This is a genomic window from Pseudomonas sp. ICMP 460 (assembly GCF_002723595.1).
Classification (GTDB): domain Bacteria; phylum Pseudomonadota; class Gammaproteobacteria; order Pseudomonadales; family Pseudomonadaceae; genus Aquipseudomonas; species Aquipseudomonas kitaguniensis.
In genome coordinates this window covers 22,724-47,381 of sequence record NZ_LKBR01000046.1, presented here as the reverse complement: position 1 = coordinate 47,381, position 24,658 = coordinate 22,724, and the positions used below count along the sequence as shown (strand labels likewise).

The 24,658-nt window shown below is 59.8% G+C and carries 18 protein-coding genes and 1 pseudogene; 7 read left to right on the top strand and 12 right to left on the bottom strand.

What is annotated here, in order from left to right:
• Window positions 1-54: 54 nt before the first annotated feature.
• Window positions 55-189 (top strand): annotated as a pseudogene (locus AO240_RS29080) (flavodoxin); the annotation flags it as partial.
• 184 nt (window positions 190-373) lie between these two features.
• A complete protein-coding gene (locus AO240_RS22810; protein WP_099239455.1) occupies window positions 374-1,510 on the top strand; it encodes a metallophosphoesterase in 1,137 nt (378 codons plus the stop codon).
• A 16-nt stretch (window positions 1,511-1,526) separates the two neighbouring features.
• Here the strand turns inward: AO240_RS22810 and AO240_RS22805 are convergent, their stop codons facing one another.
• Window positions 1,527-2,522 (bottom strand): aldo/keto reductase, encoded by a 996-nt coding sequence (locus tag AO240_RS22805; RefSeq protein WP_099239453.1) that lies wholly within the window; start codon window positions 2,520-2,522, stop codon window positions 1,527-1,529.
• Between the two features lie 148 nt (window positions 2,523-2,670).
• Here AO240_RS22805 and AO240_RS22800 point away from each other — a divergent pair, with 148 nt between their 5' ends.
• Together AO240_RS22800 and AO240_RS28685 are read left to right on the top strand one after the other, a co-directional pair.
• The gene (locus AO240_RS22800; protein ID WP_058413262.1) at window positions 2,671-2,871 is read left to right on the top strand and encodes a hypothetical protein; all 201 of its coding nucleotides are present in this window, start codon (window positions 2,671-2,673) and stop codon (window positions 2,869-2,871) included.
• Window positions 2,872-3,143: 272 nt separating this feature from the next.
• A complete protein-coding gene (locus AO240_RS28685) occupies window positions 3,144-3,302 on the top strand; it encodes a hypothetical protein (RefSeq protein ID WP_177445858.1) in 159 nt (52 codons plus the stop codon).
• A 464-nt stretch (window positions 3,303-3,766) separates the two neighbouring features.
• On the opposite strand, the gene AO240_RS22795 is transcribed toward AO240_RS28685, so the two are convergent.
• Window positions 3,767-4,705 (bottom strand): LysR family transcriptional regulator, encoded by a 939-nt coding sequence (locus AO240_RS22795; RefSeq protein ID WP_099239451.1) that lies wholly within the window; start codon window positions 4,703-4,705, stop codon window positions 3,767-3,769.
• Between the two features lie 109 nt (window positions 4,706-4,814).
• Between AO240_RS22795 and AO240_RS22790 the strand changes: the two genes are divergently transcribed.
• Window positions 4,815-6,314, top strand: coding sequence for a CoA-acylating methylmalonate-semialdehyde dehydrogenase (locus AO240_RS22790; protein ID WP_099239449.1), 1,500 nt, complete (start codon window positions 4,815-4,817; stop codon window positions 6,312-6,314).
• Between the two features lie 1,025 nt (window positions 6,315-7,339).
• On the opposite strand, the gene AO240_RS22785 is transcribed toward AO240_RS22790, so the two are convergent.
• The 4 genes from AO240_RS22785 to AO240_RS22770 all read right to left on the bottom strand — a co-directional run bounded on the left by AO240_RS22785 (window position 7,340) and on the right by AO240_RS22770 (window position 12,436).
• Window positions 7,340-7,642 (bottom strand): DUF6124 family protein, encoded by a 303-nt coding sequence (locus AO240_RS22785; protein WP_058413259.1) that lies wholly within the window; start codon window positions 7,640-7,642, stop codon window positions 7,340-7,342.
• A gap of 794 nt (window positions 7,643-8,436) precedes the next feature.
• Window positions 8,437-8,739, bottom strand: coding sequence for a DUF6124 family protein (locus AO240_RS22780; protein ID WP_099239447.1), 303 nt, complete (start codon window positions 8,737-8,739; stop codon window positions 8,437-8,439).
• A gap of 841 nt (window positions 8,740-9,580) precedes the next feature.
• Window positions 9,581-11,194, bottom strand: a complete 1,614-nt coding sequence (locus tag AO240_RS22775) for a rhamnogalacturonan lyase B N-terminal domain-containing protein (protein WP_099239445.1) — start codon at window positions 11,192-11,194, stop codon at window positions 9,581-9,583.
• Window positions 11,195-11,206: 12 nt separating this feature from the next.
• Window positions 11,207-12,436: a pectate lyase gene (locus tag AO240_RS22770; RefSeq protein WP_099239443.1), complete on the bottom strand. Its 1,230-nt coding sequence runs from the start codon at window positions 12,434-12,436 to the stop codon at window positions 11,207-11,209.
• A gap of 448 nt (window positions 12,437-12,884) precedes the next feature.
• Between AO240_RS22770 and AO240_RS22765 the strand changes: the two genes are divergently transcribed.
• Entirely contained in the window at window positions 12,885-14,135 is a 1,251-nt protein-coding gene (locus tag AO240_RS22765) for a glycoside hydrolase family 68 protein (protein ID WP_099239441.1), read from the top strand.
• A 101-nt stretch (window positions 14,136-14,236) separates the two neighbouring features.
• Here AO240_RS22765 and AO240_RS22760 read toward each other — a convergent pair whose 3' ends face one another.
• The 4 genes from AO240_RS22760 to xylA all read right to left on the bottom strand — a co-directional run bounded on the left by AO240_RS22760 (window position 14,237) and on the right by xylA (window position 19,399).
• Window positions 14,237-15,373: a sugar ABC transporter permease gene (locus tag AO240_RS22760; RefSeq protein ID WP_099239439.1), complete on the bottom strand. Its 1,137-nt coding sequence runs from the start codon at window positions 15,371-15,373 to the stop codon at window positions 14,237-14,239.
• Window positions 15,374-16,918, bottom strand: coding sequence for a D-xylose ABC transporter ATP-binding protein (xylG, locus tag AO240_RS22755; RefSeq protein WP_177445857.1), 1,545 nt, complete (start codon window positions 16,916-16,918; stop codon window positions 15,374-15,376). It abuts the gene before it with no gap.
• A gap of 5 nt (window positions 16,919-16,923) precedes the next feature.
• Complete coding sequence (xylF, locus tag AO240_RS22750) at window positions 16,924-17,925, bottom strand: D-xylose ABC transporter substrate-binding protein (protein ID WP_099239435.1); 1,002 nt, start codon at window positions 17,923-17,925, stop codon at window positions 16,924-16,926.
• Window positions 17,926-18,082: 157 nt separating this feature from the next.
• Complete coding sequence (gene xylA, locus AO240_RS22745) at window positions 18,083-19,399, bottom strand: xylose isomerase (RefSeq protein ID WP_099239433.1); 1,317 nt, start codon at window positions 19,397-19,399, stop codon at window positions 18,083-18,085.
• Between the two features lie 138 nt (window positions 19,400-19,537).
• Between xylA and AO240_RS22740 the strand changes: the two genes are divergently transcribed.
• Window positions 19,538-20,722, top strand: a complete 1,185-nt coding sequence (locus AO240_RS22740) for a XylR family transcriptional regulator (RefSeq protein WP_099239431.1) — start codon at window positions 19,538-19,540, stop codon at window positions 20,720-20,722.
• A gap of 137 nt (window positions 20,723-20,859) precedes the next feature.
• Here the strand turns inward: AO240_RS22740 and AO240_RS22735 are convergent, their stop codons facing one another.
• Together AO240_RS22735 and AO240_RS22730 are read right to left on the bottom strand one after the other, a co-directional pair.
• A complete protein-coding gene (locus AO240_RS22735; RefSeq protein WP_099239429.1) occupies window positions 20,860-22,125 on the bottom strand; it encodes a carbohydrate porin in 1,266 nt (421 codons plus the stop codon).
• Window positions 22,126-22,194: 69 nt separating this feature from the next.
• Entirely contained in the window at window positions 22,195-24,603 is a 2,409-nt protein-coding gene (locus AO240_RS22730) for a glucose/quinate/shikimate family membrane-bound PQQ-dependent dehydrogenase (RefSeq protein ID WP_099239427.1), read from the bottom strand.
• Between the last annotated feature and the right edge of the window lie 55 nt (window positions 24,604-24,658).

The window sequence follows — 24,658 nt, the reverse complement described above, 5'->3', positions numbered from 1 at the left end:
GCCTCCCGCCCACGCGCGCCCTTGTGAGTTGAATTCATTAGTAAGCGTGGCTAAGGGATGGGCAACAGCCTGAACGTAATCGCCGATCTTGCGCCCGGCGCTCACCTGCTGGAAGGGTTCGTAATGGAGGGGCAGCAAGAACGCAAAACCATGGAGCAAGTGAATGGGTGGCTACGCCGATTGGCTTAGCTGCGTTGCAGTGGTCAGCAACATCAAACGCCGTAACGTTTGTTTCCGCCAGAGGTAATGCAGTACCGGCCGCCTCTTGGCCCTATACACACTGTTCCAGATGAGGAAGGGCAAGGTCTATCTCCTGTACTATCAACCCTTCTCAACAATGGCTGCGCCAACCCCCTAGGCGGTGTTTTTTATTATGTTTCACATTTACCTAACCGTTGCCTACCTGTACGTGCTGTGGCGCTTTGTGCTGCCGCTTCCCATCGCACGTGGCTGGCGCGTGCTGTTGGCCGTGGCGCTGCTGGTCATCTCCAAGTATCACCTTATTCTGATCGCGGTTTACTCGACGATGTTCTCGCCCGAAATGCCGCGCGCCGCCGTCTTGATTGCAGGGTGGCTGTTCTGCGCCTTTGTGCTGATGTTTGTGCTCACGCTGTTGACCGATCTGGTCAGCGTTGTTGTTGCAGTGTGTCGCAGAATCAAGATCAGCGATGTGTTTAATGCCCGAGTGCGCTGCGCTGTCGCCGCTGCAGCGCTGCTGCTGTCAGCCGTGGGTGTTTATCAGGCGGTGCAGTTGCCTGAGGTACGGCGTGTGGAAGTCACCCTTGAGCATCTGCCGCGCTCACTCGATGGGCTGCGCATCGTGCAATTGACCGATCTGCACATCAGCCGCCTGTTCCAGGCCGAGTGGGTTGAGGGCGTTGTAGCGCGCACCAACGCGCTGAATGCCGATGCGATTTTGATCACCGGTGATCTTATCGATGGCACTGTGGAGGCTCGCAAGAAAGACGTAGCGCCATTGAGCAAATTGAGCGCTCCCTTGGGTGTGCTCGCCATCCCTGGCAACCACGAATATTACTTCGATGTTGATCAGTGGCGCGCAGAGTTCGAGCGTTTGGGCATACGAGTATTGGTGAACGAGCACGTCGTGCTGCGCAAAGGCGCAGACGCCTGGGTGGTCGCGGGTGTCGCCGACGAGGCCGCGACCCGGTTTGGCCATAAAGGCCCGGACCTCGTTCAAGCTCTTGCCGGCGCACCCGCCGATGCACCGACTATTTTGATGAAGCATCGCCCAGCCGGGGCCGCGGATTCAGCGGCGGCGGGTGTCGGGTTACAGCTGTCCGGGCATACCCACGGCGGCATGATCAGCGGCCTGGATCGGGTGGTGGGTTACGCCAATCAAGGTTTTGTTTCGGGTCGTTATGCGCTGGGCAAAATGACCCTTTACGTGAGCAACGGCACTGGCTTGTGGAACGGCTTTCCCATCCGCCTCGGTGTACCCGCCGAGATTACCGAGATTGTGCTGCGAGCCGCTCCGGCGCTTAACGAGTAGTGCGTGTTTATGCGGCTCAGGCGAATCCTGTGACCGCATGCGGCACGTAAGGCGCCTCAAGGCGTTGGATGTCTTCGTCGCTGAGCACCAGGTCAAGTGCTGCGATGGCGTCGTCCAATTGGCGGGCTTTGGAGGCGCCAACGATGGGCGCTGATACACCGCGTTTAGCCAACACCCACGCCAGTGCGATTTGCGCCATTGGCACACCGCGCTCGCCGGCGAGCTGCTCTACAACATCGATCACACGACCGTCTTCAACTTCGGTCGCCTGGTAAAACGACTGCCCGGAGAGGTCGGTTTTGGTGCGTTCGGTCTGTTGCCCATGCGGCCGCGTAAGCCTGCCGCGTGCCATCGGGCTCCAAGGCATCAGCCCTACGCCCTGATCGAGGCACAGCGGGATCATTTCGCGTTCTTCTTCCCGGTACACGAGGTTGACATAGTTCTGCATCGACACAAATTTGCTCCATCCGTTGGCCACGGCCACCTGTTGAGCTTTGGCGAATTGCCATGCGTACATCGATGAAGCGCCGATGTACCTGGCTTTACCTGCCTTCACCACGTCGTGCAGGGCTTCCATGGTTTCTTCGATGGGCGTGTCGTAGTCCCAGCGGTGTATCTGGTACAGGTCAACGTAGTCGGTGCCCAGCCGTGTCAGGCTGGCATCGATGCTCGCCATGATGGCTTTGCGCGAGAGGCCTTTTTCGTTCGGCTTTGTGGAGCCTTCCCACATGTTGGCCGGAAAGAATACCTTTGTGGCGATCACTGTCTCTTCCCGGCGCGTGAACTCTTTCAGCAGCTTCCCAACGATGGTTTCCGAGGTGCCCGCGGAGTAGCTGTTCGCCGTGTCGAAGAAATTGATGCCGTGCTCTACGGCGTGCTTGATGATGGGCCGGCTTGCGTCCTCGCCCAACGTCCACGGGTGCGTACCGGCGTCAGGTTCGCCGAAGGTCATGCACCCAAGGCACAGCCTGGAGATGTCCAGGCCGGTACTGCCCAGCTTCACGTATTTCATAACAGCCTCCCTCGGATTGTTGAATCAGCTTAGGTTACGGGTTTGGCCTATTGGTTTTCACCGTTCGTCCAAACCTTGGCACTCGCAGCGAGCCACCGCCTCTTATAATCAACCGCGGACTTCCCGAGCGTTAACACGGTGAACCAGCATGGAAATTAACGAGAATGCACCAGGCAACTTGTCGCAGCAGGACGTAACGCGTGGCACAGACAATGAAACGGGGCATGACCCTCGGCGGGATGAAAACCCGACTACCGCGCCGCATCATGACGACGGCGCGCCGCTCGAAGAAGATATGTCGGACGTGGACGCTGCCGATTCTGTGGCGAGTGAGCACCCCGACAATTGATCAGCCTCATGTCAGCGAACCCGGCCACTGCGCCGGGTTTTTTGTCTCTATGGTTTGTAGGTTTTCGACCAGCAGGCGCGCTTGCCGCCGAGTCGTGACGCCCGTTACCAGCAAGTTATTCAATAAACAACCCGTCTGGATCAATAGTTCCAACCGAATTCAGGGTTGCCACACACGGATTCGGCAGCTAACCTGAAAATGTATGAATTGTTACGAATAATTTCGGGTGCGGCTTTTTACAGGTCGCGCGACTTCAGGACGAGGAACGAAAAATGTTTTCACACGAAGGTCCCGCACTAGAGCTGTTGCTGCTCATTTTTGGCTTGGCTGGCCTGCTGTTGGTGGTTTGGTTTGTTCACCATCAATACGAACGAAAGAATGGGAAAGGCGTAAAAAAACAACAAAATCGTAACCCCAAACGCTCGACGTAAACCATTGCGCGAGCGCTGCTGGCGGTCTGCTTTACAGCCTGACCGCCAGCCAAGGCGAGCATCACGCTACGCTGCAGACCCAGCGGTGATTGTGCCGATAGGGCGCACGGGTGAAATGAACATCCGCCACCAGGTTGAGACCACGCTCCTGTAGCGCTTTGGTCAATTTTACGAGTGTCTCTGCTTGGATAGTCATGGCTGTTACCTCATCAGATTACTGCGTTCATAATTCTTGACCGGATGGGCAACAGGCTAATTCAAATTTTCTAACGCGTTGATTGATGCGCGGCGTGCGGTAAGCCCGAATCGCAGGCAAAGAAAAGCCCACGATGGGGGCGCGGGCTTAAAGGTGTTCGCTTAGGAGCTGAGTCAAATCTAGGCGCCCGACTGTGAAAACCCTGTGAAATGTAGACGCGGTGCGGAATTTTTTTTGCAGCACATTTAGCGTGCCACGCTTTGCAGCGTTACCCGGTAAACCGGAACCCATCTGATAGTTTCTCCTTCAAATACGCCACCAACGCGCTCACCGATTTCGGCACGTGCGGTGAATACGGCCGAATCAAATAAATCTCATCGGCAAACGCGCCCTTGAGCGTCCAGCCTTTAAGCACCTGCACCAGCTTGCCGCTAGCCAGTGCGGCCTGTGCACTGAAATCCGGGAGCAGGGCGATGCCCAAGTGGTTGAGCGCCGAGTCGCGCAGGGCTTCACTGTTGTTGGTCGAAAAGCTGCCGGAGATGGGCACCGTGACCCGCTCGACCTGTTTGGCCGCGCGCTCGAACGTCCAGGCGGGCTGGTCGCTGCCGCGTGGATAGTAGAGGCAATTGTGCGCGGTGAGGTCATCGGGCTGATGCGGTTCGCCGTGGCGTTGCAGGTAGTCCTGGGTGGCGACCAACACCGAGGAGGTGTCGCAAAGCTTCCACGCTACGTGGGTTTCCGGTACTTGAAAGCCGTGCCGCACCGCCAGGTCATAACCCTCAGCCGCCAGCGAACTCAGCGCGTCCGACACCTCCAGCTGAATGCGCACCTGCGGGTATTGCTGCAGGAACTGCGACAGGTGCGGCACCAGTTGTTGCCGGGCAAACGCTACCGGCGCGGTGAGGCGCACCAGGCCGCGAATCTCGCCGGCAGCGTCACGCACCGACGAGAAACTGCGGGCGATGTGCGCGTAGGCGCTGCGCACTTCACGGGTTAATGACTGCCCTGCATCGGTCAACCGAACGCTGCGCGTGGTGCGGGTTACCAAGCGTGTACCGGTGGCTTTCTCCAAGTCGGAAATACGCTGGCTGACGGCGGATTTACTCACCCCCAGCCGCGCCGCTGCGGCGGTGTAGGTGCCGTGTTCTTCCAGCACTGACAGCCAGTGAATGTGCGTCCAAAGCCCTTCGATCTCAGCCTTTTCCATGGTTCTATTGTTCGCCTGTAAGGACAATAAGTTCTGGATAATGCTCTGGTTTTGAACAAATCGAAAGCCTATCGTGTGGCTCGACGCTAATCACCAGGGACCGATTGCCATGACCACAACCCTTGAGCACTACATCAACGACCAGCGCGTTTCCCGCGATGATCGCTATCAGGACGTCTACAACCCAGCCACTGGCGAAGTGACCGGGCGCGTGGCACTGGCCAGCCGCCAGACCGTTGGTGAAGCCGTCGACGCCGCGCAAGCTGCGTTTGCCGGTTGGGCCGACACGCCGCCGATCCGCCGCGCCCGCGTGCTGTTCGAATACCTGCACCTGTTGCGTGAGCGCAAAGACGACCTGGCGCGCATCATCGTCGCCGAGCACGGCAAGGTGTTCACCGACGCGCAGGGCGAAGTCGACCGCGGTATCGACATCCTTGAATTTGCCTGCGGCATTCCCAACTTGCTCAAGGGCGAGCATTCCGACCAGGTTTCCCGTGGCATGGACAACTGGACGCTGCGCCAGCCCTTGGGCGTGGTCGCCGGCGTAACGCCGTTCAACTTCCCGGTGATGGTGCCGATGTGGATGTACCCGATTGCCATCGCGGCGGGCAACACCTTCATCCTCAAGCCCAGCCCGACTGACCCGAGCGCCTCGCTGTTTATGGCCGAGTTGCTGCGTGAAGCCGGCTTGCCCAAAGGTGTATTCAACGTGGTGCAAGGCGACAAAGAAGCGGTGGATGCGCTGCTTGAGCACCCACATGTCAAAGCATTGAGCTTTGTCGGTTCCACGCCGATTGCGCAATACATCTACGAAACCGGTGCGCGCAACGGCAAGCGCGTACAAGGCTTGGGCGGCGCGAAAAACCACATGGTGGTGATGCCCGACGCGGACATAGACCGCACCGTCGATGCCCTGATCGGCGCCGCTTACGGCAGTGCCGGTGAGCGCTGCATGGCGATCTCGGTGGCGGTGCTGGTGGGCGATGTGGCTGACAAAGTCGTCGCCGCCCTGGCCGAGCGCGCCAAGACGCTGCGCATCACCGACGGGCGCGACTTGAAGGCCGAAATGGGGCCAATTGTGTCGCGCGTTGCACGCGAGCGTATTAGCGGCTACATCGAACAGGGCGTGCAAGCGGGCGCGCAGTTGCTGCTTGATGGGCGTGATTACGTGCCTGCCGAAGCGGGGCTGGAAAACGGCTTTTGGCTCGGCGCGACGTTGTTCGACCACGTGACGAAAGACATGAGTATCTACCGCGAAGAAATCTTCGGCCCGGTACTCGCGTGTGTGCGCGTGAGTGATTTTGCCGAGGCGGTGAAACTGGTCAACGACCACGAATTCGGTAACGGCGTCAGTTGCTTTACCCGCGACGGCAACATCGCCCGCGAATTCTCGCGGCGTATTGAAGTGGGCATGGTCGGCATCAACGTGCCGATCCCCGTGCCGATGGCCTGGCATGGTTTCGGCGGCTGGAAAAAGAGCCTGTTTGGCGACATGCATGCCTACGGCACCGAGGGTGTGCGCTTCTACACCAAGCAAAAATCAATCATGCAGCGCTGGTCCGAGAGCATTGAGCAAGGCGCGGAATTTGCGATGCCCGTGTCCAAATAACCATTTATAAAGCATCCAAAATCCAATGTGGGAGGGGGCTTGCTCCCGATGGCAGAGTGTCAGTCACCGCATTAATCGACTGATACACCGCCATCGGGAGCAAGCCCCCTCCCACAGTTTTAAGCGTGTTCCCGGAATCGTAGCCGTGCGCTGATTCGCCCTGTCTGTGGCCGAGTGACACATCGCAAAAACGCTGCAATTCCAATGTGGGAGGGGGCTTGCTCCCGATGGCAGTGTGTCAGTCACCGCATTAATCGACTGATACACCGCCATCGGGAGCAAGCCCCCTCCCACAGTTTTAAGCGTGTTCCCGGAATCGTAGCCGTGCGCGGATTCGCCCTGTCTGTGGCCGAGTGACACATCGCAAAAACGCTGCAAATCCAATGTGGGAGGGGGCTTGCTCCCGATAGCAGAGTGTCAGTCACCGCATTAATCGACTGATACACCGCCATCGGGAGCAAGCCCCCTCCCACAGTTTTAAGCGTGTTCCCGGAATCGTAGCCGTGCGCGGATTCGCCCTGTCTGTGGCCAGCTAACACATTGCAAAAACGCCGCAACTCCAATGTGGGAGGGGGCTTGGTCCCGATAGCAGTGTGTCAGTCACAGCATTAATTGGCTGATACACCGCCATCGGGAGCAAGCCCCCTCCCACAGTTTTAAGCGTGTTCCCGGAATCGTAGCCGTGCGCGGATTCGCCCTGTCTGTGGCCGAGTGACACATCGCAAAAACGCCGCAATTCTAATGTGGGAGGGGGCTTGCTCCCGATAGCAGTGTGTCAGTCACCGCATTAATCGACTGATACACCGCCATCGGGAGCAAGCCCCCTCCCACAGTTTTAAGCGTGTTCCCGGAATCGTAGCCGTGCGCGGATTCGCCATGTCTGTCGCCGACTAACACATCGCAAAAACGCCGCAAATCCAATGTGGGAGGGGGCTTGCTCCCGATGGCAGTGTGTCAGTCACCGCATTAATTGACTGATACACCGGCATCGGGAGCAAGCCCCCCTCCCACAGTTTTGACTGCGTTTAGGCCGATACCTTCTGTGGCTTCAGGCAGTCGATGGCGCGATCCACTGTGGTCTTGGCCATTTCCAGCAGGTGCCACACTGCCAGAATTTTCGCCCGCTCGGGACTCGCCAGTGGTTCACCGCAATTGAGCGCCGTGGCCGAAGCGCTGTGCAGCAAACTGGCGGTGTAGAGCAGGGCGTCTTCGAAGCTCAAGTCATCGATTTGAGCCGTGTGGGTCGGCAGGTAATGATCAATGGCGCGGTTGAAGGCGGCGCGGTCTTTGGAAGGATTGAGCGGTGGGTCGGGGACGGCTTTGTTCATCTTGGAGCTCCTGTCTGAATCAAGGAGCCAGCACGCTTGGCGACTAAACCATGGGTGGCGGCTGTACGCAGGTTAGTCGACCGGTCAGAACAGGAACCCGGCGCGCCCGAAGGCGCCCTGCGCACAGCCACCATAAACATCATGAAGCCGTGCGCCTGTTCTGAATCCGGGCGACTAAACCCGGTCACTGATAAGCAGTGACGGATCGCAGACTAGCCATCGATTTCAGCAGGCACAAGGCGGCAGGGATTGTCTAGGAAACGTCCTGCAATTAACAGAGACATGGACTGCTGGCCCTTTACAAACCATGTCTAAATGCCACTCACCGCATCAAGATGGGAAGGGGCTTGCTCCCGATAGCAGTGTGTCAGTCACCGCATTAATCGACTGATACACCGCCATCGGGAGCAAGCCCCCTCCCACAGTTTTAAGCGTGTTCCCGGAATCGTAGCGGTGCGCGGATTCGCCCTGTATGTGGCCGAGTGACACATCGCAAAAACGCTGCAAATCCAATGTGGGAGGGGGCTTGCTCCCGATAGCAGTGTGTCAGTCACCGCATTAATTGGCTGATACACCGCCATCGAGAGCAAGCCCCCTCCCCAGTTTTAAGCGTGTTCCCGGAATCGTAACAGTGCGTGGATTTGCCCTGTCTGTGGCCAACTAACACTTTGCAAAAACGCTGCGAATCCAATGTGGGAGGGGGCTTGCTCCCGATGGCAGAGTGTCAATCACCGCATTAATTGACTGATACACCGCCATCGGGAGCAAGCCCCCTCCCACAGTTTTGACTGCGTTTAGGCCGATACCTTCTGTGGCTTCAGGCAGTCGATGGCGCGATCCACTGTGGTCTTGGCCATTTCCAGCAGGTGCCACACTGCCAGAATTTTCGCCCGCTCGGGACTCGCCAGTGGTTCACCGCAATTGAGCGCCGTGGCCGAAGCGCTGTGCAGCAAACTGGCGGTGTAGAGCAGGGCGTCTTCGAAGCTCAAGTCATCGATTTGAGCCGTGTGGGTCGGCAGGTAATGATCAATGGCGCGGTTGAATGCGGCGCGCTCTTTGGAAGGATTGAGCGGTGGGTCGGGGACGGCTTTGTTCATGCTGTAACTCCGGTCGAATGAAGGAGCCAGCACCCGTCGCGACTAAACGAATAGGTGGCGGCTGTACGCAGGTTAGTCGACCGGTCAACGCGGGAAATCCGGCGCACCCGAAGGTGCCCTGCGCACAGCCACCATAAAATCTCATGGAGGGCCATGCACGCGTTGAAAAGGTCGGGCGACTAAACCCGGTCACTGATAAGCAGTGACGGATCGCAGACTAGCCACCGATTCCAGCAGGCACAAGGCGGCAGGGATTGTCTAGGAAACGTCCTGCAATTAACAGAGACATGGACTGCTGGCCCTTTACAAACCATGTCTAAATGCCACTCACCGCATCAAGGTGGGAGGGGGCTTGCTCCCGATGGCAGTGTGTCAGTCGCCGCATTAACTGACTGATACACCGCCATCGGGAGCAAGCCCCCTCCCACAGTTTTAAGCGTGTTCCCGGAATCGGAGCGGTGCGCAGATCCGCCATGTCTGTGGCCAGCTAACACTTTGCAGAAGCGCCGCAAATCCAATGTGGGAGGGGGCTTGCTCCCGATGGCAGAGTGTCAGTCGCCGCATTAATTGACTGATATACCGCCATCGGGAGCAAGCCCCCTCCCACAGTTTTAAGCGTGTTCCCGGAATCGTAACAGTGCGCGGATTTGCGATGTCTGTGGCCGAGTGACACATCGCAAAAACGCTGCAAGCCCCCTCCCACAGTTTTAAGCGTGTTCCCGGAATCGTAGCGGTGCGCGGATTTGCGATGTCTGTAGCAAGTGACGCTTTGTAAAACGCTGCGAATCCAATGTGGGAGGGGGCTTGCTCCCGATGGCAGCAAGCCCGCTCCCACAGGTTTTTACTGCGCTGCCTGCGACACCCATTGCACGCTGTCGTACACAAAACCAGGGCTCAAGAACCCGGTAACAGCGCTGCCGGAGGCGACGCCAATTTCCAGTGTATTACGCCCGGCTTGCAAGGCCGACTTGGGTACGAGTATGTCGATCAGCGTGTTGTTGCCGCGGTAGGTGCCGCGCGTGATACCTCGGCTGTCGGGCTGGTTGGAGGCTGCGGGCACCGGCGCGTTCCAGCGTTGGTTGAGGCTGACGCCGGGGCGGCCGCCTGCTTGCGCAAGCGTCACGTACACGCGCAGGTGGTAGTCCTGAAGCTCATTGGCGCCGAGCACAAAGTCGATGCGCGTTGGGCTGTTGATGTCACGCCACTGCACTGCGGGGAAGTCGCCGAGCGGGCTGGTGCCCACCGTGTAGGTGATTGGCCCCCACGGAGCCATTCGTGTGTCTGAAGGGTGTGACGAGGCAAGTCGGCTGGCGTTAAGAAAGCCCGCAGGGGTGCCATCAGGCACGCCGATCTGCCATTTTACGCGGCCAGTCGGTGGCTGCGCGGTCAACGTTGTATTGGCGATATTGCCTGCCTTGACGTCAACCGAACCGCGCGCCACCTCCAACTCGTTCTGGTACAGCGTGGTGCGGTATTGACCGGGGCGCACCCCCGTCAATTGCGCATCACCTCGCGCGTCGGCACGCGCCCAATACTGCGCGTTCGCATTGCTCAAGCCGATCAAAGCTTGCTGGCCTGCGGCAACACCGGACACATGCGCTGAAACAGAGCCTCGGCCGGCACTGCCCAAAAAGCCCTTGAGCCCCAATGAGTCATTCACAAAGCTCACGTCGCTCAGCGTGGCGCTCGGCTGCGCACCGCCGGTAAACAGCAAGCCATACACGCCGTGCAGGCCGCCGCGATACGCCTCGGTCTGGGTGTGGTTGGAGAACATGTAGTTGTACAGTTCGTGGGTGGTCGCGGTTTTCTGCGTGGCAATATCCTTGAAAAACGGCCCGCCGGCACTCAGCTCACGGTTACCCATCAGCATGTACACGGCAACGGTTGGCCCGCTGACCCCGTGAAGGGGGTCGTCAATCATGGGTTTTGCCGAATAGAACTTGGAACTGGTGCGACCATCCGCTAACAAAAACACATCCTCGCTTTCGATCGCCCTGCCCACATTCGAGTCGGTGCCATAGGCCGCCTTGGGCAGCTTGTTGACGTCGAGCCGCGTGACGAAACGCAACTCCCCGATCGGCAGCAAGGTTGGCGCGTACGTGGCCATGTAGACCGCGTCGCGACCTTTGCGCGCAATGTAGTAGTGAATCAAATTGCCCGCCTGCGCGCTCACCACGATCACCTCGCCGACAGTTTTCACGTCGACGCGTGCGGTGCCGAGGCCGGAGGCGATTTGCGAGTTTTTCGACTCACGGGTTTGCAACTCGTCACCGCGATAGCGCAGCGACACAAGGTCGCCGTTGCGGGTGTCGACGCTGAACACCAGCGCCGCGCCGGTATCCACCACCACACGCGTGCCGGTTTGGGTAGCGCCAAAATTGCCGGCTTGGGCAGAGGCGGGCAGGGCAATGCTCGCAAAGCAGGCAAAGCACAGAATCAGTAGAGGGTGCGGCATCCGAAATTATCCTTAATTGGGATGAGGGGCGTTGCCGATTTTGCCGACACCCGCCTCGCTGGGCACCAGCGTCATTGCGACATCTGCAGACAGCGGGGTGATGAGGTAGTCTAGGTAGGGCTGAAACGCTTCAAGCGCAGCGCTATCCTGCGGTCGATAATCGTTGCCGCTCACCTGCGCCTGGTTGGCTGCGCAGGGCCGGCCAATAATACGCTGGCAGGTGCTGTTGACTGAAGGCGATAGTGGGCTGAACGGCGCAAATGCTGTGCCGGGTTGCACCGGGTAATTGAATAGCGGATGGGCCACATGGTCGAACACGTTGCCTTCTACAAACAGGTGGGAGGTGTCAGTTCGCGACATGATCGCGCCCTGATAGGTGAGGTTGCTGAAAACGTTGTTGACCACATGCGCGAAGATTTCTGCCTCGCCCATACCCCCGGAATGGGGGCCACGGCCAGAGGTGTCGTGCACGTAGTTTCGGGCCACCGTGAGGGTGTCGTGATGCCCGAGAAACAACCACACCCAGTAATGATGGCCGTCGCAGCTCGCTGAATAATCGGTGCGCCCATCGAACTCGTTGTTGGAAATGGTCACGTGGGCAGCGGTGCCCCAGCCGGTTACGATCATCTGTCGGCCGATCAGCGCGAACCGATTGTGGTCAATCCACACGCCGTCGGCCCCGTCGATGGTCAGCGCATCGCCACCCCACACCACACGTGCGTTGATGTCTGAAAGGCTCAGGTTGCGCACGATCACGTTGTGCGCGCCACCGCCGATGTATAAGCCCATGCCCTGGATACCGCCCTGGTCGCCCTCGCCAATCAGGGTTTTGTTCGACCCCACCTTCAAACGCTCCAGGCCCGCATTGTCATAGGTCACTTGGACGGGCGGCCGCGACTGACAAAAATTGTTGGCGCCATTGAGAGCCCATTGCCCGCCGCCCTTTTTGCAGATATTGACCATGCAGCCGCTTTCAACGGTTTGGGCGCTGCCGTTGTGCAGCACACTGCCGCGAAAATCATAGACGTGGTCCAGGGCGATCACGCGTGGCGTGTCATCCGTGCAGTTGCCAAAGTAGTCATAGCTTGCACAGAGCAAATTTTTCAACTCGTCCAGGCTGGCCGGGTGCACGGCCGCGACTGTACCGCCGCCTGTCACGCCCTTGGCGAAACCGTCGGGTACATCGTCGGCGTGGGCGAGCATCGGTATTAGCAGCGACCCGCACAGCGCAACGACGCGCATGAGGGCTGGCGTCAATTTCAGGCAGGTGAATAACGTGGGACGCGTCACAGGTCTCTCCAAGAGGGGGCGGGGCGGGTTGGATGCGGCGGATAATCCATGTATCGCCTGAGACGTATCAACTGTTTAAGTGACTGCCGTGCCGCTCTTTTGCCATCGTTCAGCCATTGTTCAGCCATTGTTCAGCAAGAGATACTTGATTAGCTAACTTTCTATTTAATTGCTTAGTTGTGAAGTGCCATTATTTTTATATCAAGGACATAAATACAGTGATGGCCTTTATAGTTTAAATATTTCTTCATGTTGCGGTAGGCGATGTTCCATGTTAAACCTTGTTCTGCACTTTCAGAGTCCACCGTGACTCATTCTTTTCAGTCGCCACTTAGTTGTCGGCTGTCATGTGCTATTTAATCTTCGCTTGTTACCTGAGCGTCAGTAAAAGGACATCAACATGAAACATGCGAATTACACACCCACTCGCTGGACACGGGCTGATGCGCTTAAAGTTAATGAAAATGACCCGACGACTACGCAGCCGTTAGTGAGCCCCGACTTTCCCGTTATGAGCGACAGCGTGTTTATCTGGGACACCATGCCCTTGCGCGAACTTGATGGCACTGTGGTATCCGTGAATGGCTGGTCGGTGATTTTTACCCTTACAGCAGACCGCCGCCCGCATGACCCGCAGTTCATCAATGCCGATGGCCGCTATGACATCAAGCGCGACTGGGAAGACCGTCATGGCCATGCGCGTATTTGCTATTGGTACTCGCGCACCGGCAAAGACTGGATCTTCGGCGGCCGGGTGATGGCCGAAGGCGTCTCGCCGACCACACGTGAATGGGCGGGCACCCCGATTCTGCTGAATAACAATGGCGACATTGACCTGTATTACACGTGCGTCACACCGGGTGCCACTATTGCTAAAGTCAGGGGCCAAGTTGTTACGTCGGACACCGGCGTTGAACTGCAAGGCTTTACACAGGTTAAATCTTTATTTTCTGCGGACGGCACCTATTACCAGACCGAAGCGCAGAACGCCACGTGGAACTTCCGCGACCCCAGCCCTTTTATCGACCCGAAAGATGGCAAGTTGTACATGGTGTTTGAGGGCAATGTTGGCGGAGAACGCGGCAGCCACACCATTGGCCCGGATGAACTCGGCCTGGTGCCGCCCGGTTACGAAGATGTCGGCGGTGCGCGTTTCCAAATCGGTTGTATCGGTATAGCGGTTGCCAAGGACCTGACAGGCGAAGAGTGGGAAATTCTGCCGCCGTTGGTGACTGCCGTCGGGGTGAATGATCAAACCGAACGGCCGCACTATGTATTTCAAGACAACAAGTATTACCTGTTCACCATCAGCCACAAGTTTACCTACGCTGACGGCTTGACCGGCCCGGACGGCGTGTATGGGTTTGTCGGCGATCACCTGTTCGGCCCTTATACGCCGATGAATGCCTCCGGCCTGGTGCTCGGCAACCCGCCGTCGCAGCCGTTTCAAACCTATTCGCACTGCGTGATGCCGAATGGTTTGGTCACCTCGTTTATCGACAGCGTGCCGACCACCGGCGACGACTTCCGTATCGGCGGTACCGAAGCGCCAACGGTGAGGATTGTACTGAAGGGCGACCGCTCATTTGTGCAGGAAGCGTACGACTACGGCTACATCCCGCCGATGCGCGACGTGGCGCTAACCCAATAAGCTAGGGGCAGTTGCAAGCTCCAAGCTCCAAGCTTCAAGCTGCCTGGTTTTAGCTTGCAGCTTGCAGCTTGCGGCTTGCAGCTTAAAGCTCGCTTGCCGCTTCATCGTCTTCCTGCGCGCGTGCTCACGTCCACCCACACCGCCAGCACCAAAATGCTGCCCTTGACGATCATCTGCCAGTAACTGTCCACGTCGAGCATCGACATGCCGTTATCCAGGCTGGTGATCACCAGCGCCCCCAGCAATGCGCCGTACACGGTGCCCGAGCCGCCGCGCATGGAGGTGCCGCCGATAAAGCAGGCGGCGATGGCGTCGAGTTCGCCCATATTGCCCGCCGAGGGTGAGCCGGCAGCGAGGCGTGCGGTGTTGACCATGCCGGCGAAGGCGCACATGACGCCCATGATGCCGAATATCCACAGTTTCACCGCTTGCACGTTGATGCCCGACAAGCGCGTGGCTTCCATATTGCTGCCCACCGCGTACACGCGGCGGCCGAACACGGTTTGGCTGGTGACGTAGCTGAACACGCCGAGCAGCACCAGCAACAGCAACACCGGCACCGGGATGCCGTCGTAGCTGTTGAGCGTGGTGACAAACCCGGCCAGCACCGCGCCGATCAGCACCACACGGAGCGAATCACGCATCCGTGAGTGCGCGGCCAAGCCATGCAGCGCGCGGTTGCGCCGTTGTTTCCAGGTCAAATACACGCTCAAGGCGAACAACAGCACCCCGAGCCCTGCGCCCACGCTGTGCGGCAAATACCCTTGGCCCACGTACACCAGCGACGGCGATACCGGCGCGATGGTGGTGCCACCGGTGATGCCGAGCAGAATCCCGCGAAACGCCAACATGCCGCCCAAACCGACAATAAACGACGGGATGCGCAGGTAGGCGGTCATGTAGCCGTTGGCCAGGCCGATCATCAATCCACACAGCGCCACCAGGCTGAGGTTGGCCAGCAGCGGCAGGTGATACACCACGTCCAGAATCGCCGCCAGGCCACCGAGCAAGCCAAGCAACGAGCCCACCGATAAATCGATTTCGCCGCTGATAATCACCAGCACCATGCCGCACGCCAGAATCCCGGTGATCGACATCTGCCGCAGCAGGTTGGACAGGTTGCGCGGGGTCAGGAACCCGCCCTCGGTCTGCCAACTGAAAAACAGCCAGATGAGCGCCACGGCAATCACCAGCGCGAGCATTTTGTATCGGGTAAAAAGGTATTTGACCTGATTCATCTACGCGGTCTTCCGATCGTTATTGTTAGGGCCGAGCGCGGCGGCGAGTACCTGTTCCTGGGTGAGCCCCTGGTTGATGAAGTCACCGCGCAGTTGGCCGTCGCCGATCACCAGCACGCGGTTGGACACGCCCAGCACTTCGGCCAGCTCCGAAGAGACCATGATGATCGACACGCCTTCGGCCGCCAGTGCGCCCATCAGTTTGTAGATCTCGTATTTGGCGCCCACGTCCACGCCGCGCGTGGGTTCATCGAGGATCAGCACGCGCGGTTTGGCCATGAGCATTTTCGCCAGTACGGCCTTTTGCTGGTTGCCGCCGGACAAGCTGGTGATCGGCAAAAACGCGCTGGCGGTTTTGAGGTGCAGGCGTGCGATTTGCTGGTCGATGCTGCCCAGCTCAGCCTCGGCGTCGATGCGGCTCAGGTGCGCGTAAGTGTCGAGTACGGCCAGGGTGATGTTCTGGCCCACGCCGAAGTCGGGGATGATGCCTTGGCGCTTGCGGTCTTCGGGCACCATGCAGAGCCCGGCGCGGATCGATTTAAGCGGCGTGCGCGTGTCGATCAGTTGGCCATCGAGCCACACCTCGCAGCTGTAGCGGCCGGGGTAGGCGCCGAACAATGCCGACACCAGCTCCGTGCGCCCGGCGCCCACCAGCCCGGCAATGCCGAGGATTTCGCCGCGCCTGAGCACAAACGATATGTCGTCGACGCGTTTGCGCGCGGGGTTGTCGACGTCAAAGCAGGTGACGTTGCGCGCTTCGAAAATCACCTCGCCGACAGCATGCGGTTCGGTGGGGTAGAGGTTGCTCATCTCGCGGCCGACCATCTGCGTGATGATCTGCGCGATGTCCATGTCCACCATGGCGGTGGTTGCGATGTGCTTGCCATCGCGTATCACTGCGACGGTGTCGCACACCGCTGCCACTTCATCGAGCTTGTGCGAGATGTACACACAGGCCACGCCTTTGGCTTTGAGGTCGCGGATGATGTTGAGCAGCACCTCGATTTCCGAACGGGTCAGGGCCGAGGAGGGTTCATCCAGAATCAACAGGCGCGCTTGCTTGTTGAGCGCCTTGGCGATTTCCACCAGTTGCTGATAGCCGCCGCCGTATTGCGACACCGGCAGCGCAACGTTCATGTCCGGCACTTTGAGTTCGCGCATCAGCGCCTCGGCGCGGTGCAGCATCGCCGGGTAGTTCATGCGCCCGCCGGGCAGCGTCAGCTCGTGGCCCATAAAGATGTTCTCGGCCACCGAGAGGTCGGGCACCAGGGTTAATTCCTGGTGAATGATGACGATGCCGGCGGCCTCGGTTTCGCTGATGGACTGGGCCCGCAGCGGCTGGCCGTCCCACACAATTTCACCGTCCCAGGTGCCGTACGGGTACACCGCTGACAGCACCTTCATCAGGGTCGATTTGCCGGCACCGTTCTCGCCGCACAGGCCCAGGCATTCGCCCGGCCGCACCTTGATGTCGATGCCGTCCAACGCGTTGACACCGCCAAAGGTTTTGACGATGCCGTGCATTTGCAGCAGGTAGTCGGACATGGCGGTCACTGCCCGCCAATCTGCTCTTTGGTGTAGAAGCCGTCCTTCTCCAACAGGTCGATATTGGCTTTGGTTAACGGTGTCGGCGTGAGCAAGATGGTGTCGACTTTTTTGCTGCCGTTGTCGTATTGCGAGCTGTAGGCGGGTTTCTCGTTACGGGCCAGTTGCACCGAGAGTTTGGCGGCTTCGGTGGCGATCAGTTTGAGCGGCTTGTAGACGGTCATGGTCTGGGTGCCATCGATCACGCGCTTGATCGCGGCCAGGTCGGCATCCTGGCCGGAGATCGGCACTTTGCCCGCGAGTTTCTGCGCGGCCAGGGCCTGGATAGCGCCGCCTGCGGTAGCGTCATTGGAGGCGACAATGGCGTCGATTTTGTTGTTGTTCCGGGTCAGCGCGTTTTCGACAATGCTCAGGGCTTCGGTGGGGTTCCATTCCTTGACCCATTGCTGGCCGACAATCTTGATATCGCCCTTGTCGATGGCCGGTTGCAGCACTTTCATCTGGCCTTCGCGCAGTACTTTGGCGTTGTTGTCGGTGGGCGCGCCGCCGAGCAGGAAGTAGTTACCTTTGGGCGCCGCTTGCAACACGCCGCTGGCCTGCATTTCGCCGACTTTTTCGTTATCGAAGGAGATGTACGCGTCGATGTCGGCATTCGGGATCAAGCGGTCATAGGACACGACTTTGATCCCGGCTTTCTTGGCTTCTGTAACGGCGTTGGTCAACACCGTGGCGTTGAACGGTACGATGACGATCACGTCGACGCCGCGTGAAATCAGGTTTTCGATCTGCGAGATTTGTTTCTGCTCGTTGGCATCGGCCGATTGCACGAACACCTTGGCGTCGAGTTTTTCGGCGGCGGCGACAAAGTAGTCACGGTCACGGGACCAGCGTTCGAGGCGCAGGTCATCAATCGAAAAACCGATTTTCGGGTGCGCGGAATCCGCCATTACCGGCAGCGCGAGCAGGGACAGGGCAGTGACGAGCAAGCTGCGTTTGAACGAGTTCATGGTTGTGCGTCCTTTTATTGTTGTTGGAAAGACACTGTGTAACAACTCCAGGCTAAGGCTGTACCTGTGGCGAGCTGGCTTTTTGTGGCGAGCGGGCTTGCTCGCCACAACAGCCCGCTCATTACAGTAAGACGGCTCACTGCAGTAAGCCCGCTTTTCAGCGGTAGATAAACTGGTTCACCACGCCTTCGAGCATCTCCTGCCGGCCACTCACTGCCTGCGGGTCCAGCGCGTGCGCAAACGCGTGTTCAGCCAGCGACTCCAGGCTGAACTCACCGGCCAGTACCGCCTTGCCCAGCGGCTGGTCCCAGCCGGCATAACGCTGGTCCTTGAACTGTTGCAGGCGGTCGTTCTGCACCATCGCCGCGGCACGTTCCAGCGCCAGCGCGAGCACGTCCATGGCGGCGACGTGGCCGTGGAACAGGTCAACATCGTCGAGGCTCTGGCGGCGTACCTTGGAATCGAAATTGTAGCCGCCATTCTTGAAACCACCGGCCTTGAGGATTTCGTAGGTGGCGAGGGTCATTTCCTCGACGCTGTTGGGGAACTGGTCAGTGTCCCAGCCGTTCTGCGGGTCGCCACGGTTGGCGTCGATGCTGCCGAAAATTCCCAGCGACACCGCGGTGGCAATCTCATGATGAAAACTGTGCCCGGCCAAGGTCGCGTGGTTAGCCTCGATATTCACCTTGATCTCGTGTTCCAGGCCGTATTCATGCAGGAAGCCGAACACCGTGGCGCTGTCGTAATCGTACTGATGCTTGGTCGGCTCCTGAGGCTTGGGCTCGATCAACAGGTCGCCCTTAAAACCGATCTTGTGCTTGTGTTCCACCACCATGCGCATAAACCGCCCGAGCTGTTCGCGCTCGCGTTTGAGGTCGGTATTAAGCAGGGTTTCATAGCCTTCGCGGCCGCCCCACAGCACATAGTTGGCGCCCTTGAGGCGTTGGGTCGCGTTCATCGCGCTGAACACCTGCGCGGCGGCGTAGGCAAATACTTCAGGGTCAGGGTTACTGGCCGCCCCGGCGGCAAAACGCGGGTTACTGAAACAATTGGCAGTGCCCCAGAGCAGCCGAATGCCGGTGGTTTCCTGATGGCGCTCAAGGTGGTCGACCATCTGCGCGAAATGGTGGCGGTACTCCTTGATCGACTGGCCCTCGGGGGCCACGTCGGTGTCGTGAAAGCTGTAGTAGTCGATGCCCAGTTTGGAGAAAAACTCGAACGCCGCATCGGCCTTGCCGATCGCCAGTTTCATCGGGTCACCGCTGCGCTGCCACGGGCGCTTGAAGGTGCCCACGCCGAACATGTCCGCCCCCGGCCATACAAACGTGTGCCAATAACAGGCGGCCATGCGCAGGTGCTCGCGCATCGGTTTGCCGAGGATAATTTTGTTGGCGTCGTAATGGCGAAAGGCAAGGGGAGAGTCGCTGCTGGGGCCTTCGAAGCGAACCTTCTCGACACCGGGGAAATACGGCATGGGGCTTTCCTTATTGTTCTTGGCGGTGTCTCGATACTAGCAACGGCACGTGGGCTTGCGATTATGAAAATCACCAAGACGTAGTGCGATTTTGAACAGTCAGGTCTAGTCTGTGAGCACTGGCCCTGGATAAAAATAATGAAAACCCTACCGCCTGTTCACCGTATCGCGCTGTTGTTCAACGGCAGCAAAATCTACGACCGTGGCATCATTACCGGCATCGGCAATTACCTCAGCAGCACGCGTGTGTCGTGGGACTTGTTCCTGGAAGAAGACTTTTTGTGCCGCCTCAAAGGTATCGAACGCTGGCAGGGCGACGGTATCATTGCCGACTTCGACGACCCGCTGATCGGCGAGGCGCTGGCCGACATCAAGCTGCCGGTGGTGGCGGTGGGCGGCTCTTATCAGGATGCGCGCGCCTACCCCAAGGGCATTCCCTACGTGGCCACCGACAACCACGCGTTGATGAAGCTGGCCTACGAACACCTGATCGAAGCTGGCCTGACGCGCTTTGCCTGTTTCAGCCTGCCCGAAGCCCAAGCCAACCGCTGGGCTCAGGAGCGCGAAAAAGCCTTTCGGCGACTGCTGCAACGCGATGGCCTGTACGTTGAGGTGTATCGCGGCCTGGGCACCAGCGCACCGCTGTGGGACAGCGCGGTCGAGCAGCAAATCGCCTGGCTGCAAAGCCTGCCCAAACCCATCGGCATCATCGCCGTCACCGACGCCCGCGCCCGGCAACTGCTGCAAGCCTGCCTCACGGCCGGCATCGCGGTGCCGGAAGAAGTCGCGTTGATCGGCATCGACAATGACCCGCTGACGCGCACGCTTACGCGCGTGCCACTCAGTTCGGTGATTCAGGGCACCGAGACCATGGGCCGCACCGCCGCCGCGCTGCTGCACCAGATGCTGCACGGCAAACCCTGCGCGGGCACGCAGATACTGGTGCCGCCGGATGCGATCAATGTTCAGGCGTCCAGCGTGCATCAACCCTTGGGCAACCCTTATGTGATGCAGGCTTTGCTGTTTATCCGCCAATACGCCTGCCAGGGCATCAAGACCGCGCAAGTGGCGGCGTATGTCGGCGTGTCGCGCTCGTCGTTGGAATCGCATTTTCGCAAGGCGCGCGGTTGCAGCGTGCACGACGAAATCCTGCGCTTCAAACTCGCGGCCGCCGCCAAGGGCCTGGAAAACCATGCCCTGGCGATTGCCGACATCGCCACGCGCTGTGGCTTCAAATCGGCGCAGTACCTGCATACCGTGTTTCGGCGCGAGTTCGGCTGCACGCCGCGCGAGTATCAGCAAAGTGCCGCCAGCGTGGGTTAACCGCGCTCTGCTTTTTTGTGGGAGCGGGCTTGCTCGCGATGCAGGCACCTCGGACCATCAGGCCTGCCGAGTTGAGGCCATCGCGAGCAAGCCCGCTCCCACAGTTGAGTGCATTCTGCTTGAGAGCGTGGGGCGGCTTAAAACACCGCCTTGACCTGCAAACCCAGCACCAGCGCGTTGTCGATGTTCATGCCTGAAAATGCCCCCGGCTCGATGATGTATTGCACATCCGGGCGCAAGGTCAGCCACGGCGTAGCCTGATAGCCATAACTGAGTTCTACCAGTTGCTCGGCATTGTTCAGGTCTGGGTAGTCTGCCCCGGCGTTGAGCGCCGCCAACTCTTGCACCTCACGACTGCGCGGGTTCGGCACCGCACGGCCATAACCGAGGGCGACGGTGTCGCGCGGGCGACCTTCGAAGGGCGCGTACAGCACCACGCCCGCGCCATACCATTTGCTGAAGGGCGAGGCGGCCAGGCTTGCGCCCGAGTATTGGCCGAAGGCGTGCAGCACCCGGCCGGCGGTGGCGCTGGAAGCCCACACGGCCTGGTCAATCAGCAGGTAATGACCGCTGCGCCCGCTGACGTCCTGGTGGCTGCCGATGCGCTTTACATCGGAGCTGTCGTAGTAATAACCCAGCTTGTATTCACCCGGCAGCGTGCCCGCGTGTGTGTAGACCAGTTCGATGGGCACCACGGTGCCGGTGGTGTGTTTGGGCGTCAGGTGCCAGGCACGGCTGGCGTTGCCGTTGCTCGACGGGTCGACATTGAACGCGGCCACGCGCAGTTGCCACTGCGGCGAAAGGTCGTATTTCAGCCGTGCACCCAAACGCGCATTCGGGTAGTTGGTCCAGCCGCTGCCACCGGACATGTTCAGCGGGTGCCCGCAGAAACCGGCGTTCATGAAGTTGCACAGGATGCCGCTGTCGAGGCCGCCGAGGTCATTGCCCATCGCCATGTAGCCGAGTTTGAGGTTCAGCGCGTCGGTGAACAGCGTGCGCTCGTAACTCAGCTCGGTGAGGCGCGTGTAGAGGCCGCCGTAGTTTTCCTGAATCGGCAGGCGGTTGCCCACCAGGTCTTCGGAGGCGCTGTTGCCGCGCCGGTCGTTAATCGTCAGTTGGACGCGGTCGCCATGGTTAAACCCGTAGAGCTTGCCGAGGTCGAACTGCACCCCGAGCTTGAGGTTTTGCGAATAGCGCGCCGCGCGGTGCTGGCCGCCGTTGGCGTTGTAGGCGGTCTCGCCGCTGTAGTCGCCGGTAAAGCGGATGCCTTGCTCGTCGAGTTCGCGGCGCAGGCCGCCCCAGTCGCCGCTCAGGCGGGTGTCGTCGGCGTGTACGGGCAGGGCAGCGCCCAAGGCCAGGCCCAGCAACAGGCGCCCAATAGAGGTGTGAGAAGTGGGGTGCATGCGGGGTTTTCCAAACGCATTGGTAGCAAACGCAAAGCGCGGTGCCGGGTGGCACCGCGCGAGCAGGGGTCAGGGCAGGGCGTAGGCGATCACGTAATCGCCGCGGTCGGTGGATTGGCGCGCGCCGCCGGCGGTGATGACGATGTACTGCTTGCCGGTTTTCGGCGACACATACGTCATCGGGCCACCTTGGCTGCCCACCGGCAGGCGGGCTTTCCAGACTTCATCACCGTTGCCGCTGTTGAAGGCGCGCAGGTAGAAGTCTTGGGTGCCGGCGATGAAGATCAGGCCGCCTTGGGTCGACAAGGTGCCGCCGAGGGTCGGCAGGCCGATCTTGATCGGCAAGTGCATGCGAATCCCCAGTGGGCCGGTGTCTTCCACCGTGCCGACCGGCACTTGCCAGGCGATTTTCTGGGTCTTCATGTCGATGGCGGTGAGGGTGCCGAACGGCGGCGCCTGGCACGGAATGCCGGCCACCGAGAGGAAGCGGTTTTTGTTCACCGCATAGGGCGTGCCCTTGAGCGGTACGGCGCCCATGCCGGTGTTCAGCGCTTCACCACCGGACGCGGCGAGGGCTTTGTTCTGCGACGGCACCATCTGAATCCACAGGCCCAGGCGCATGTCGTTGACGAAGATAAAACCATGCACCGGGTCGGTGGACATACTGCCCCAGTTCATGCCGCCCAACGAGCCCGGGAAGCTCAGCGATTTATCGGTGCCAGGTGCCGTGTACAGGCCTTCGTAGCGCATGCCTTTGAAGTCGATGCGGCACAGCAACTGGTCGTACGGCGTGGCGCCCCACATGTCTGATTCAGTCAGGGTTTGCGCGCCGATCTGCGGCATGCCCACCGATTTTGGCTGCGTCAGCGAGTAGGGTTCGTTGGGGATGTTCGCGGCCTTGACCGGTACGTCCTTAACCTCGGTCAACGGCTTGCCGGTGGCGCGGTCGAGCACGTAAATCTGCCCGGCTTTGGTGCCGATCACCAGCGCAGGTACAGGCTTGTCGGCGCCTGGCGGGGTGAAATCGATCAGGCTCGGCTGCATCGGCAGGTCGAAGTCCCACAGGTCATTGTGGACGGTCTGGTATACCCACTTTTCAGCGCCGGTGGAGGCGTCCAGCGCCAGCACGGAGGCACCGTATTTATGATTGAGCTGGGTGCGTTCCACGCCGTAGATGTCGGTGGACGAGCTGCCCATCGGCAGGAAGACGGTGTTCATCAGCGGGTCATACGACATCGGCGCCCAGCTGTTTGGGGTGCTGCGCACGTAGGTCTTGTCGCCGCTCGGGGCTTGCTTGTCTTCAGGGTTGCCCGGGTCGAAGGCCCAGCGCATTTGCCCGCTGATCACGTCGAAACCACGAATCACGCCGCCCGGCATGTCGGTTTGCACGTTGTCGGCCACGCGGCCGCCAACCACCACGGTAGTGCCGGCGATCAGCGGCGCCGAGGACAGTTGGTAGTAGCTGTCCGGCACGTTACCCAAGCCGGCTTTCAAATCCACTTGGCCGTGGGTGCCGAAGTCTTCACAGAATTTGCCGGTGTCGGCATCCACTGCGATCAGGCGCGCGTCAATTGTGTTGGTCAGCAAGCGGCGCTGGCATTGCGCACCGGCGGCCACACTGGCGGCAATGATCGGCGAGCTGTTCGGTTGGCTCGGTTGGGCGAGCGGCGCGGTCGCGTCGAAATACGCCATGCCCCGGCAGCGTTGCCATACCGCCGACTTGGCGTTGACCTCGTTCTTCCACAGCTCTTTGCCGGTGTCGGCGTCCAGCGCGATCAGGTTGTTATGCGGCGTGCAGATGAACACCTTGTTGCCGATTTGCAGCGGCGTCAGCTGGTCTTCCGCGCCGTTGCCGTCGCTGATAGCCACGTCGCCGGTGTGGTAGGTCCACGCCACTTTAAGTTTATCAACGGTGTCACGATTGATCTGGTCGAGTGCGGCGAAACGGCTGCCACCTTCGGTGTTGCCGTAGTGCGCCCAGTCTTTTTGTGCATCGGCCGGGGCCACCGGCGTTACGCCTGGGCCAGCGCCGGTCGGTGCCACACTTGGGTGCGCGACGAACATGTTGCCGGCCGCCACCACCACGCCCACCGCCAACACGGCGGCAACGCCATAGGCCCCGCGCGCAGGTTTGCCGGCCAGCAGCGGATACACCAGCGCAACCACCACGCCGATGGCCGCGAACATGAACAGCCGCGAGAACAACGGCCAGAACACCAGGCCCACGTCTGCCACCGCCCAAATCGCCGTACCGACCAGGAACGCCGCGAACAGCCACGCACCCGCCGGGTTGCGTCGGGCGATCAACAGGCCGGAGACGGCCATCGCCGCACCGCCGATCAGGAAGTACCACGAGCCTCCCAGGCTGACCAGTTTGCCGCCGCCAATGGCCAGCGCGAGGCCGAGCAGGGCGATGATGACGCCCAGCCCCAGCAGCAGATATTTTGAGGCGCCAGCGGCGCGCGATGCTCTTTTCATGTCGACAGGACTCGAAGGTGAGAGGGCAAAGACGCGATTTTAGCAACATAAGTAA

What these genes read in the sequence shown, in the direction of transcription:
- xylF (WP_099239435.1), bottom strand. Translation starts at nt 17,925, where the DNA reads ATGAACTCGTTCAAACGCAGCTTGCTCGTCACTGCCCTGTCCCTGCTC.
- AO240_RS22780 (WP_099239447.1), bottom strand. Translation starts at nt 8,739, where the DNA reads ATGAACAAAGCCGTCCCCGACCCACCGCTCAATCCTTCCAAAGAGCGC.
- AO240_RS22760 (WP_099239439.1), bottom strand. Translation starts at nt 15,373, where the DNA reads ATGAATCAGGTCAAATACCTTTTTACCCGATACAAAATGCTCGCGCTG.
- AO240_RS22765 (WP_099239441.1), top strand. Translation starts at nt 12,885, where the DNA reads ATGAAACATGCGAATTACACACCCACTCGCTGGACACGGGCTGATGCG.
- AO240_RS22800 (WP_058413262.1), top strand. Translation starts at nt 2,671, where the DNA reads ATGGAAATTAACGAGAATGCACCAGGCAACTTGTCGCAGCAGGACGTA.
- xylA (WP_099239433.1), bottom strand. Translation starts at nt 19,399, where the DNA reads ATGCCGTATTTCCCCGGTGTCGAGAAGGTTCGCTTCGAAGGCCCCAGC.
- AO240_RS22730 (WP_099239427.1), bottom strand. Translation starts at nt 24,603, where the DNA reads ATGAAAAGAGCATCGCGCGCCGCTGGCGCCTCAAAATATCTGCTGCTG.
- AO240_RS22785 (WP_058413259.1), bottom strand. Translation starts at nt 7,642, where the DNA reads ATGAACAAAGCCGTCCCCGACCCACCGCTCAATCCTTCCAAAGACCGC.
- xylG (WP_177445857.1), bottom strand. Translation starts at nt 16,918, where the DNA reads ATGTCCGACTACCTGCTGCAAATGCACGGCATCGTCAAAACCTTTGGC.
- AO240_RS22805 (WP_099239453.1), bottom strand. Translation starts at nt 2,522, where the DNA reads ATGAAATACGTGAAGCTGGGCAGTACCGGCCTGGACATCTCCAGGCTG.
- AO240_RS22795 (WP_099239451.1), bottom strand. Translation starts at nt 4,705, where the DNA reads ATGGAAAAGGCTGAGATCGAAGGGCTTTGGACGCACATTCACTGGCTG.
- AO240_RS22775 (WP_099239445.1), bottom strand. Translation starts at nt 11,194, where the DNA reads ATGCCGCACCCTCTACTGATTCTGTGCTTTGCCTGCTTTGCGAGCATT.
- AO240_RS22740 (WP_099239431.1), top strand. Translation starts at nt 19,538, where the DNA reads ATGAAAACCCTACCGCCTGTTCACCGTATCGCGCTGTTGTTCAACGGC.
- AO240_RS28685 (WP_177445858.1), top strand. Translation starts at nt 3,144, where the DNA reads ATGTTTTCACACGAAGGTCCCGCACTAGAGCTGTTGCTGCTCATTTTT.
- AO240_RS22790 (WP_099239449.1), top strand. Translation starts at nt 4,815, where the DNA reads ATGACCACAACCCTTGAGCACTACATCAACGACCAGCGCGTTTCCCGC.
- AO240_RS22770 (WP_099239443.1), bottom strand. Translation starts at nt 12,436, where the DNA reads ATGCGCGTCGTTGCGCTGTGCGGGTCGCTGCTAATACCGATGCTCGCC.
- AO240_RS22735 (WP_099239429.1), bottom strand. Translation starts at nt 22,125, where the DNA reads ATGCACCCCACTTCTCACACCTCTATTGGGCGCCTGTTGCTGGGCCTG.
- AO240_RS22810 (WP_099239455.1), top strand. Translation starts at nt 374, where the DNA reads ATGTTTCACATTTACCTAACCGTTGCCTACCTGTACGTGCTGTGGCGC.